Raw genomic sequence first — 9346 nt, 5'->3', positions numbered from 1 at the left:
CCGTTCGGCCTGCATAGCCCTTGCCCAGCCCAGTGGCCACGACAGCCGCGCCGCGAATGTCGAGGTCGCGCTTCATGCCTGCGCTCCCTGGTAGCCCGGGTGCCAGCGCAGCCACCAACGCTCCGCGCCCTTGGCCAGCAGGTCGGCGAGCTTGCCCAGCAAGGCGTACAGAAGAATGCCGACCAGCACCACGTCGGTCTGCAGGAACTCGCGCGCATTCATGGTCATGTAGCCGATGCCGGCCTGCGCCGAGATGGTCTCCGCCACGATCAGCAGCACCCAGGTGAGGCCGAGCGAGAAGCGCACGCCCACCAGGATGGACGCCACCGCGCCCGGCAGGATCACCTGCGTGTAGAGCTGCCAGCGGTTGAGGCCGTAGCTGCGCGCCATCTCGATGAGCCCCTTGTCGACCGAACGGATGCCGTGGAAGGTGTTGAGGTAGATCGGGAAGAACACGCCCAGCGCCACCAGGAAGAGCTTGGCCGACTCGTCGATGCCGAACCACAGGATCACGAGCGGGATGAGCGCCAGCGCCGGGATGTTGCGGACCATCTGGAAGCTCGAATCGAGCAGCGTCTCGGCCGACTTGAAGGTGCCGGTCAGCAGCCCCAGCACCAAGCCCAGCCCGCCGCCGATGGCGAAGCCCGCGGCTGCGCGCCAGGTGCTGGTGGCCACGTGCTGCCAGATCTCGCCCGACACCGTGAGCGCCCAGAAGGCCTTGAGCACCGCCCAGGGCTCGGGCAGCACGCGGGTCGACAGCCACCCCGCCTGCGACGACAGCTGCCACAGCGCGATCACGCCGATGGGCACCAACCACGGCGCCACGCGTTGGAACGATGCGTTGGCCATGCTCAGCTTTGCGACACACGCGGCACGTAGGTGTTGGCGACGATCTCGCCGAACGGCCCGGTGAGCGCCTGCCCCGCGAGCTTCTCGCGCAGCTGCAGCGGCAGCAGCGGGAACACCAGCTCGGCGAAGCGGTGCGCTTCTTCCAGGTGCGGGTAGCCCGAGAGGATGAAGTACGTGAGGCCGAGCGCCGCGTACTCCTTGATGCGCTCGGCCACCTGCTGCGGGTTGCCCACGAGCGCCGTGCCGGCCCCGCCGCGCACCAGGCCCACACCGGCCCACAGGTTGGGCGAGACCTCCAGCCCTTCGCGGATGTTGGCCTTGTTGAACTGGCCCTTGTTGAGCTCGGCCATGCGGCGCTGGCCCACGGAGTCCATCTGCGCGAACCTGGCCTGCGCGGCGGCGACCACCTTCTCGTCGAGATGCGACACCAGCTCGCCGGCGGCGGCCCAGGCCTGCTCTTCGGTCTCGCGCACGATCACGTGCAGGCGGATGCCGAACTCCAGCGTGCGGCCGTACCGGGCGGCGCGGCGCTTGATGTCGGCCACCTTGGCCGCCACCGCCGCGGGCGGCTCACCCCAGGTGAGGTAGGTGTCGAGCTGCTGCGCGGCGAGCTCGTGCGCTTCTTCCGACGAGCCACCGAAGAAGATCGGCGGGTAGGGTCGGTTGACCGGCGGGTACAGCACCTTGCCGTCCTTCACGCTCAGGTGCTTGCCCTCGTAGCTGAAGCCTTCGGCCTCGTGGCTCCTGGCCAGCAGCTCGCGCCAGATGGTGAGGAACTCGGTCGACTGCTCGTAGCGCTGCGCGTGCGGCAGGAAGAGGCCGTCGCCTTCGAGCTCGGCCGCGTCGCCGCCCGTCACCAGGTTCACGAGCAGGCGCCCGCCCGACATGCGGTCGAAGGTGGCGGCCATGCGCGCCGACTGTGACGGCTGCACCAGGCCCGGCCGCAGGGCGATCAGGAACTTGAGCCGCTGGGTCGCGTCGATCAGGCTCGCGGCCACGACCCACGAGTCTTCGCACGAGCGCCCGGTGGGCAGCAGCACCCCTTCGTAGCCCAGGCTGTCGGCGGCGATGGCGATCTGCTTGAAGTACTCGAAGCTGGTGGTGCGCGCGCCGAGGGAGGTGCCGAGGTAGCGCGAGTCACCGTGGGTGGGGATGAACCAGAGAACTTTCATGAGGATGCTTTCGGTTGCCACACGATCTCGGACACCTTCACGGCGCGCGGGTGGTTGGGAATCGCCTCTCCGGCACGCCCGTCTGCTTGACGAGCACGAGGTTGACGGCGGACTTCTGGAAGCCCAGGCGCAACTGAGCCGGTGCGTCACTCGACTGAGCACGCACAGCAAACGGCAAGCTGAGGGCCAGGCCTGCACCCGGCAGGTCGCGCCGTGTGGTGCCCATGGCGGTCAGCGCGCCGAGGCCAGCGTGGCCGGCAAGGCGTGGCTCACCTTGATCGCCTTCGGGATCAGCTTCAGGTCGAAGAACGCGTCGGCGATCTTCTGCTGCTCGGCGGCGACCGCCGGCGTGATGGGCTGGATGCCGTAGGCGAAGCGGCTCGCCGCCACCTCGGTGATGCCGATGTCGAGCCCGATCTGCGGCGCGAGGAACCTGGCCACTTCATTGGCGTTCTTCGTCGCCCAGGCGTCGAGCTTGCCCAGCTCCTCGATGATGGCCTGCACGACCTGCGGGCTCTTCTCGGCGTAGCTGCGCGAGGCCAGGTAGAACTGGTGGTTGGCCACCAGGCCCGTGCCGTCGGCCAGGATGCGTGCGCCGAGCTGCTTCTCCGCGGCGGCGAAGAACGGGTCCCAGATCACCCACGCATCGACCGCGCCCTTCTCGAAGGCAGCGCGTGCATCGGCCGGCGGCAGGAAGACCACCTGCACCTCGCCGTACTTCACGTTCGCCTTCTCCAGCGCCTTCACCAGCAGGAAGTGCACGTTGGAGCCCTTGTTGAGCACGACCTTCTTGCCTTTCAGGTCGGCCACCGTCTTGAGCGGCGAGTCCTTGGGCACGAGGATCGCCTCGCCCTTCGGCGCCGGCGGCTGGTTGGCCACGTAGACGAGGTCGGCACCAGCGGCCTGCGCAAAGATCGGCGGCGCTTCGCCGACCGTGCCGAAGTCGATCGAGCCGACGTTCAGGCCTTCGAGCAACACGGGGCCGGCCGGGAACTCGGTCCACTTCACCTCGATGCCCTGCGGGGCCAGGCGCTTCTCCAGGTCGCCGCGCGCCTTCAGCAGCGTGAGCGTGCCGTACTTCTGGTAGCCGATGCGAAGCTGGCTCTTGGCCTGCCCGAAGACGAGTGAGCTGGCGCTCGCCAGCGACAGGCCCGTGGCCACGGCGGCAGAGGAGACGATGGCCTTGCGGCGCGTTGGATCGAAGGGGTGCGTCATGTCGGTCCGTTCTGGTGATCGAAAGCTGTGGAGGACTGAACGGTACGCAGCTGCCCTTCTGTCGAGAACGAAGCAATTCGGCTTTGCTTCATCAGAATTCCGATACCCCCGCCACCAGCGGGTTCAGCCGCCTGCGCGACAGCAGGCCGCACCGTGGCGGGGAACAATGCGCAGCTTCCCCTTCCTCCATTCAGCAAGGACTCCCATGTACACAGACGTCTCCCTCTTCATCGACGGCGAATGGACGGCCGGCAGCAGCGGCAAGAGCGAACCCATCATCAACCCGGCCACCGGCAAGCCGCTGGCGCGCCTGGCCCATGCGAGCACCGCCGACCTCGACCGCGCACTCGCCGCCGCCGACAAGGGCTTCAAGAAATGGAAGGCGACGTCGGCCTACGAGCGCTACAAGGTACTGCGCCGCGCCGCCGACCTGATGCGCGAGCGCGCCGCCGAGATCGCCGAGCTGATGACGTTGGAACAGGGCAAGCCGCTGATCGAGGCCAAGGGCGAGGCCACCTCGGCCGGTGACCTGATCGACTGGTTTGCCGAAGAAGCACGCCGCACCTACGGCCAGATCATTCCGCCGCGTGCCGATGGCGTGAGCCAGCTGGTGATCAAGGAGCCGGTGGGCGTGGTGGCCGCGTTCACGCCCTGGAACTTCCCCATCAACCAGGCGGTGCGCAAGGTCTCGGCCGCGCTGGCGGCCGGCTGCGCCGTGATCCTGAAGGGGCCGGAAGAAACGCCTGCAAGCTGCGCCGCGCTGATCCGCGCGTATGCCGATGCCGGCGTGCCGGCCGGCGTGATCAACCTCGTGTTCGGCGTGCCGAGCGAGATCTCCGAGTACCTGATCCCGCACCCGATCGTGCGCAAGATCACCTTCACCGGCTCCACGCCGGTGGGCAAGAAGCTGGCGGCGCTGGCCGGCCAGCACATGAAGCGCATCACCATGGAGCTGGGCGGCCACGCGCCGGCCATCGTGTTCGACGATGCCGACGTGGCGGGTGCTGCCAAGCAACTCGCCAGCGCCAAGTTCCGCAACGCAGGCCAGGTGTGCGTGTCGCCCACGCGCTTCCTGGTGCATGAGTCGGTCTACAACCAGTTCGTCGACGGCTTCGTCGCCACCGCCTCCAAGATCACCGTCGGCGACGGCCTGCAGAAGGAGACGCGCATGGGCCCGCTGGCCAACAGCCGCCGCGTCGAGGCCATGCAGATGTTCGTCGACGACGCTGTCGGCAAGGGCGCCAAGCTCGCACTGGGCGGCAAGCGCATCGGCACGGAGGGCTACTTCTTCGAGCCCACCGTGCTGACCGACGTGCCGGCCAACGCGCGCATCCTGCACGAGGAGCCCTTCGGCCCGATCGCGCCGATCATGAAGTTCTCGAGCTTCGACGAGGTCGTGGCCGAGGCCAACCGCCTGCCCTTCGGCCTGGCGGCCTATGCCTTCACCAAGTCGCTCAAGACGGCCTCGGGCATCGGCGCAGCCATCGAGAGCGGCATGGTCTCGATCAACCACTTCGGCCTGGCCCTGCCCGAGGTGCCCTTCGGCGGCATCAAGGACTCGGGCTACGGCACCGAAGGCGGCAGCGAGGCGATCGAGGCCTACCTCAACAGCAAGTTCGTGACCCAGACGGGCGTGTGAGCGCGACGTGCGAGGCCCGATGCCTATCGCCGGCATTGGGCTTCTTGATGAGAATGATTCTCATCTGATGGCAGACTGGAGGCTCTCGAAAGGAGCCCGTCTCATGGCCCATCACGTCAAGAAAACCACCAGCTTCGCCGTCCTGCACTTCAGCGTCGCCTTCGGCGTCACCTACGCCATCACGGGCAGCTGGCAGGTGTCCAGCGCCGTGGCGCTGATCGAGCCCATGGTCAACACCGTGGCCTTCTTCTTCCACGAGCTGGTGTGGTCGCGCAAGGGGCGCGCGGCGCCCGCGCTCGCCCCCAACCGCTGACGGCTCAGAGCTTGGGACCGCGCGGCAGGCCTGCCTCGTCGTAGGCGCTGCGGTGCACGCGCCAGGCCCACAGGCCGCCCGCCAGCGGCAGCAGCAGCAGGCCGGCGAGCCACTGCCAGTTGCGGGCCACGAAGCCCGTCTCCGCGTCGGATTCGACGGCAGGCAAGGCCTTCACGATGGAGGCCTCGTCGAGCGGCTTGCTGGTCGTCGCTGAGAGCGGTGCGGGGGGTGAGGGCTCCGGCGCACGGGCCACCACGACGGGGCTGGCGCTCATGGCCACCGGCTTGGCCGGCTGAGCGGCAGGAGCGGAAGCAGGCACCGGCGGCTTCTGCGCCAGGCTGGCTGCAGGGCTGGGTGCCGACGCCCCCGCCACGGGGCGCGCCGGTGCGGGCGGAGGAGGCGCTGGCACCGCGGCCGGCTTGGGCGCAGGCGACGGAGGTGGCGGCGCTGGCGTCACCGGCTTCGCCGCCACCTGCGGCGCAGGTGCAGGTGCAGGTGCGGAAGCCGGCGCCGGGGCCGCACTGGCCGATGCGGCCGCCGGTGCCGGCCGCGAATCGCCCCCGCGGCGGAACAGCACCTTGTACGCGCCGCCATCGCAGGTGCCGAACACCTTGGCGCCGGGCGGCGTGGGCGCGCTGTTCTTCACCACTTCGAGCGTGAAGGCGGTGATGCTCGGGTCGACGCGCGCGGCCAGCTTGTTCTTGAACTCCTCGCAGGCCGCGGACTGCGCCTGCGCGGCGCCGGACCACAGCGCCAGCAGCGCCGCGCCGACGGAGAGAGAGGGGATGGAAGTCGTCTTCAGTTTCATGGGTGCTGGGCGCGAGCGTAGCTCACCGTGAGGATCTCCCACTGGTGGCCCTCGGGTTCGTTCCAGTAGATGCTGTTGCCGCCGAACGCGGTGCTGACCTGGTGGTCCACCGGGCCGCGCACATTGCTGCGGTAGGGGATGCCGGCCGCCTGGATGCGGCCGAGGATCGCGTCGAACTCCTGCTGGTTCACGCGGAAGCAGAAGTGCTCGACGGGGAAGTCTTCATCGGTCTCGTAGAAGTCGAGCGTCAGCCCGTCGTTGATGAAGACCGGCGAGAACGGGCCGATGGACGACTCGGCCCAGGTCACGCCCAGCAGCTCGGCAAGCTGCTTCGCCGCGGCCACCTTGTTGCGTGCGGAAACGATGAAGTGATCGAGTTCGATGCCCATGCGCCCCTCACTCGCTGGGCGACAGGATGGCCATGGTGATGCGCGACACGCAGGTGAGCTGGCCGCGCTCGTTCGTCATTTCGATCTGCCACACGTGCGTGGTGCGGCCAATGTGGAAGGGCTTCGCCGTGCCGGTGACCCAGCCTTCGCTCACGCTGCGCAGGTGGTTGGCGTTGATGTCCAGGCCCACGGCGCGGTGGCCGGGCGGCGAGGCGAAGGCCGCGCCGCAGGAGCCGAGCGTCTCGGCCAGCACCACCGAGATGCCGCCGTGCAGGATGCCCATGGGCTGGTGCGTGCGCTGGTCGACGGGCACGCGCGCGCGGATGAAATCGTCGCCGACTTCGAGGAACTCGATGCCCAGGTGGGCCACGGCGGTGTTGACGTGGATCGCCTTCAGCGTCTCCACCGACGCGGGTTGCTTCCAGATGGCTGCCATGCGTTGCAACAAAACATTTCGGAAGCCGGAGTTTGGCAGACCGGCGTGCAGCTTGCAGCGGGGATAAGCAGGCCTACACCGGCCAGACCGCAGCTTCGGCCGGCTCGGCCTCGGCCCAGCGGTAGGCCGGGTCGAGCGCCAGCGCACGGGTGGCGGCGTGCTGCTCGGCGGGGGTGAGCGGCACCAGCATCTCCACCTGCCCGGCCACGCTGGTGGCCACTGCGAGGCCGGCGCGGTACAGCACGCGCGAGCCAGCCACGCGGGCGAGCTTGGGGCCGGGCAGCACCGTGCCCAGCAGGTTGGCCGGGTCGGTGGCGGCCAGGCACACCAGGCTCTCGTCGGCCGGCTGGCGGCGGACCTGGCGCATCAGGGCGATGGCATCGGGCAGCGCGAACTGCTCGCCCGACTGGCCGGCGATGAAGCGGCCGCCGCGGATCTCGCCGCGCGCCTCCAGCCGGCGGTACACACGCACCAGCTCGCGCCAGGGCGGCAGCCACGCAGCCTCGCGCTCCAGCACGCGCCACGACACCACGCCGTAGCGGCGCAGCAGCGTGCGGGCGACGTGCTCCAGCGCCTCGGCCTCGGCACCTGCGGCCGCGTTGCTGCCGCGGATCAGCGTCCAGCGGCCGGCGTCTTCGACACCGAACAGCGCCACGCGGCGGCGGTGCCGCGAGTGGGCGGTGGCGCGCTTGGCCGCCGGCACCAAGAGCGCGCGCAGGCCGGCATAGCTGTCGCAGTTGACGCGGCCGCGCACCACCAGCTCGCTCAAGGCGTCTTCGAGTTCGGCGCGCAGCAGGTGGGCGCCTTGCGCGATCTCGTCGAAGAAGGAGGCGCCGTGCTCCGCCAGGTAGGCGGCCACGCGCTGGGTGCGCGAACCGAGGGCCGCGTCGTCACCGGGCGGTGGCGCGAGGCGCGACCACTGCGCCGCGCTGCGGCGCGGTAGCAGCAGGATGGGCGTCGTGCGCAGGGACGCGCTGCCCGACCGGCCTTCGCTCGCCATCGGGCGCAGACGCGTCCACAGGGTGCGGCCTGCCGTGCACAGGTCGTCGAGCCAGGCACTGGAATAGTCCTTCACGCGCGCGGGCAGCAGCTCGGCCTCCCACATCGCGGCCGGCGCCTCGTAGCCTTCGAGCTGCGAGAGCACGCCGGCCAGAGCCTCCGGCCCGCTCACGCGGCTGCCCGGGCTGACGTGCTGCCATTCGAAGAGGAAGCGCACGAAGTCGCGCGGCTCCACCGGCTCGATCTCGCGGCGCAGGCGCTTGAGCGTGTAGCGGTGGATGCGGGCGAGCAGGTGGCGCTCGCACCATTCGGTGTGCGGTGTGCCGGGGGTGAAGCGGCCTTGCATGACGCTGCCTTCGCGTTGCAGGTGGAGCAGTCCGAGTTCGATCTCGCTGTCCGGCAGTTGAAGTTGCCGTGCAAGCTCGGCCACCGTCACCGGGCCCAGTCCGCTCAGGCGCGAGCGCAACAGTTCGGTCAAGGCGTCGTCGCGGTTGGGCACCTGGGCGTACTCGGCGGGTGCCTCGATGGCGGGTTGCAGGGTGGCCTCAGGGTAGAGCGCACTCACCGGCGCCAGCCGTTCGGCGGCGACCCACAGACCTGCCGGCGAATCACCCTCCGCTCGGGCTGACCCTTCGACAGGCTCAGGACAAGGTCCGCTTCGCGGATCGAAGCCGGGCAGGGCCTGCGCGGGGCTTCGATACCTGAGCCTGAGCGGTTGTGGACTCAGCAAGGTCGCGCGCCCCACCTGAGCCAGCTCGTCCAACCACGATGTCCAGCCTTCATTGCGCAGCGCTTCCTCGTGCGTGACCACACCCAGCGCCGTCAGCGCCTCATGCATCTCATCCGCATGCCGCGGGCTCGGCCACGCCTCTTCGCGCACGCCGGCGATGGCCTCGGCGTCCAGCTGACCCAGGTCGTCCGGGCTCTCGGGGTCGGTGTAGCGGCGTCCCTGCACCGCCTGCGCGCGCCGCTCCTCGATCGGCGCATCGTCGAGGTAGGCATAGGGCCGCGCGGTCAGCGCCTCGGCCGCCAACGGCGACGGCCCGGGCAGGTCGCGCGCCAGCACCGTCACCTCGCCCGATTCCATGCGGCGCAGCAGCTGCAGCCAGCCCTCGGCGTCCATCGCCTCGTAGAGGCAGTCGTGCAGCGTCTGCGCGACCAGCGGATGCTCGGGCACCTCGCGCGGGCCGGCCAGGTTCTCGGCACAGGCCACCTGGTCGGGGAAGACAGCGGCCAGCAGATCCTCGGACTTCATGCGCTGCAGCTGCGGCGCGACCTTGCGCCCGCCGGCGAAGCGCGGCAGCGCGAGCGCGACGGTGGCGTTCCAGCGCCAGCGAACGCCGAACAGCGGCGCATCGAGCAGGGCCTGCACCAGCACGTCGAGCGCGGTGTTGCTGTGCAGGTAGCGCGCCACCTCGTCGAGCGGGAAGCTGTGCGCGGTCGAGAGCGCGAGCTGGATCGCGTCTTCGGTCGCCGCGGCCTGCAGCTCGAAGTTGAACTGGCGGCAGAAGCGCTTGCGCAGCGCC

The 9346-nt window shown here is 69.7% G+C and carries 10 protein-coding genes; 2 read left to right on the top strand and 8 right to left on the bottom strand.

The genetic code is table 11. The features are described 5' to 3' along the window. Positions 1 to 72: 72 nt before the first annotated feature. The 4 genes from ssuC to VFL64_RS00525 are packed head-to-tail and all read right to left on the bottom strand — an operon-like array spanning position 73 to position 3236. Positions 73 to 849 carry an aliphatic sulfonate ABC transporter permease SsuC gene (gene ssuC / locus VFL64_RS00540; RefSeq protein ID WP_489538427.1) on the bottom strand — a complete coding sequence of 259 codons (777 nt, stop codon included), beginning with the start codon at positions 847 to 849 and terminating at the stop codon, positions 73 to 75. A gap of 2 nt (positions 850 to 851) precedes the next feature. After that, on the bottom strand, positions 852 to 2021 hold the full coding sequence (gene ssuD, locus VFL64_RS00535) for an FMNH2-dependent alkanesulfonate monooxygenase (protein ID WP_489538426.1): 1170 nt from the start codon (positions 2019 to 2021) through the stop codon (positions 852 to 854). A 37-nt stretch (positions 2022 to 2058) separates the two neighbouring features. Beyond that, entirely contained in the window at positions 2059 to 2247 is a 189-nt protein-coding gene (locus VFL64_RS00530) for a hypothetical protein (protein WP_489538425.1), read from the bottom strand. 5 nt (positions 2248 to 2252) lie between these two features. Continuing rightward, entirely contained in the window at positions 2253 to 3236 is a 984-nt protein-coding gene (locus VFL64_RS00525) for a sulfonate ABC transporter substrate-binding protein (protein WP_489538424.1), read from the bottom strand. Between the two features lie 205 nt (positions 3237 to 3441). On the opposite strand from VFL64_RS00525, the gene VFL64_RS00520 reads away from it, so the two are divergent. Both VFL64_RS00520 and VFL64_RS00515 read left to right on the top strand, forming a co-directional pair. Next, the gene (locus tag VFL64_RS00520; protein WP_489538423.1) at positions 3442 to 4875 is read left to right on the top strand and encodes an NAD-dependent succinate-semialdehyde dehydrogenase; all 1434 of its coding nucleotides are present in this window, start codon (positions 3442 to 3444) and stop codon (positions 4873 to 4875) included. A gap of 103 nt (positions 4876 to 4978) precedes the next feature. Continuing rightward, on the top strand, positions 4979 to 5188 hold the full coding sequence (locus VFL64_RS00515) for a DUF2061 domain-containing protein (RefSeq protein WP_489538422.1): 210 nt from the start codon (positions 4979 to 4981) through the stop codon (positions 5186 to 5188). Positions 5189 to 5192: 4 nt separating this feature from the next. Here VFL64_RS00515 and VFL64_RS00510 read toward each other — a convergent pair whose 3' ends face one another. The 4 genes from VFL64_RS00510 to VFL64_RS00495 form a co-directional block, all read right to left on the bottom strand. After that, complete coding sequence (locus VFL64_RS00510) at positions 5193 to 5996, bottom strand: DUF1161 domain-containing protein (RefSeq protein WP_489538421.1); 804 nt, start codon at positions 5994 to 5996, stop codon at positions 5193 to 5195. Then, complete coding sequence (locus VFL64_RS00505) at positions 5993 to 6385, bottom strand: VOC family protein (RefSeq protein ID WP_489538420.1); 393 nt, start codon at positions 6383 to 6385, stop codon at positions 5993 to 5995. The genes VFL64_RS00510 and VFL64_RS00505 overlap by 4 nt, the downstream gene beginning before the upstream one ends. A 7-nt stretch (positions 6386 to 6392) precedes the next feature. Then, positions 6393 to 6821, bottom strand: a complete 429-nt coding sequence (locus tag VFL64_RS00500) for a hotdog fold thioesterase (protein ID WP_489538419.1) — start codon at positions 6819 to 6821, stop codon at positions 6393 to 6395. A gap of 73 nt (positions 6822 to 6894) precedes the next feature. After that, positions 6895 to 9346, bottom strand: a 2452-nt coding sequence (locus VFL64_RS00495) for an Lhr family helicase (RefSeq protein WP_489538418.1), incomplete at its 5' end; no start/stop codon positions are given.

The sequence above is a fragment of the Rhizobacter sp. genome, from assembly GCF_035702065.1.
In the GTDB taxonomy this organism is placed as follows: Bacteria; Pseudomonadota; Gammaproteobacteria; order Burkholderiales; family Burkholderiaceae_C; genus Rhizobacter.
This window is presented reverse-complemented; position numbering and strand designations above follow the sequence as displayed.